This is a genomic window from Vibrio sp. MM46, from assembly GCF_027587135.1.
In the GTDB taxonomy this organism is placed as follows: domain Bacteria; phylum Pseudomonadota; class Gammaproteobacteria; order Enterobacterales; family Vibrionaceae; genus Vibrio; species Vibrio harveyi.
Genome location: NZ_JAPPTO010000082.1, coordinates 1 through 1,054, shown reverse-complemented (window position 1 = coordinate 1,054; position 1,054 = coordinate 1). Strand labels below are relative to the sequence as shown.

Here is a 1,054-nt window from a genome sequence, read left to right as displayed (position 1 = left end):
GGCTTTGTTGCGTAAATCGATGGAACTAAATCCCAAACTTACGATCTGATCGGCTACATTCATTCCACTCTGTAGCCTCATGTCGAAACCTCGTTACAAAACAAACAACTGGAAGCAATACAATCAAGCTCTCATCAACCGCGGCTCTCTGACGTTTTGGATTGACGAGGAAGCGATAAGAAAGTGGAAACAAGGCAAGCAAAACAAGCGCGGGAGACCTCGTTTTTTCAGTGATTTAGCCATCACAACCGCTTTGATGGTAAAGCGTATTTTTTCAATGCCTCTTCGCGCTTCGCAAGGCTTTATTGATTCCGTGTTTCAACTTGCTCACCTTCCACTTCGCTGCCCACATTACAGTTGTATCAGTCGTCGAGCCAAGGATGTTGATGTAAGTTTTAAAACGAAAACCAAAGAACCGATTCAGCATCTTGCTATCGATGCTACAGGTCTCAAGGTTTATGGTGAGGGCGAGTGGAAAGTCAAAAAACATGGCACGGATGGTAAACGCAGAGTATGGCGGAAATTACATCTCGCGGTAGATACGAGTACACACGAAATTATTGCCGCAGAGTTGAGTCTATCAACGGTGACTGATGCAGAAGTGCTGCCTAATTTGCTTAAGCAAACAAGTCGAAAAATCCTTGAGATATCAGGTGATGGGGCTTATGACACGAGGGGGTGCCACGCAGCAATCCGTATTAGACGAGCCGTGGCTCTGCTCCCTCCAAGAGAGGGGGCGGTATTCTGGGAACGAGGTCATCCGAGAAATTTAGCAGTTGTTTGTCAAAAGCTATATGGTTCGAATAAGCATTGGAAAAAGCGCTATGGCTACCACAAGCGTTCGCTATCTGAAACGGCGATGTATCGAGTCAAACAGTTGCTTGGTGGACGGCTAAGTCTAAGAAATTACAACGCACAAGTTGGTGAAACTTACGCGATGATCAAAGCGTTGAACAAGCTTACAGGGCTTGGTATGCCTAAAACTTGCCGTATTGGTTAACAATTAATCTAAATGGGGCTGTTCGGTTTCTAAAATGAATTACGCAACAAAGCC

The 1,054-nt window shown here is 45.2% G+C and carries 1 protein-coding gene; it reads left to right on the top strand.

Translation table 11 applies throughout. The annotated features are described in order from the left end of the window. The first annotated feature begins 79 nt into the window (after positions 1 to 79). Positions 80 to 1,000 carry an IS5 family transposase gene (locus OH459_RS27985; RefSeq protein ID WP_269989875.1) on the top strand — a complete coding sequence of 307 codons (921 nt, stop codon included), beginning with the start codon at positions 80 to 82 and terminating at the stop codon, positions 998 to 1,000. The last annotated feature ends 54 nt before the right edge of the window (positions 1,001 to 1,054 follow it).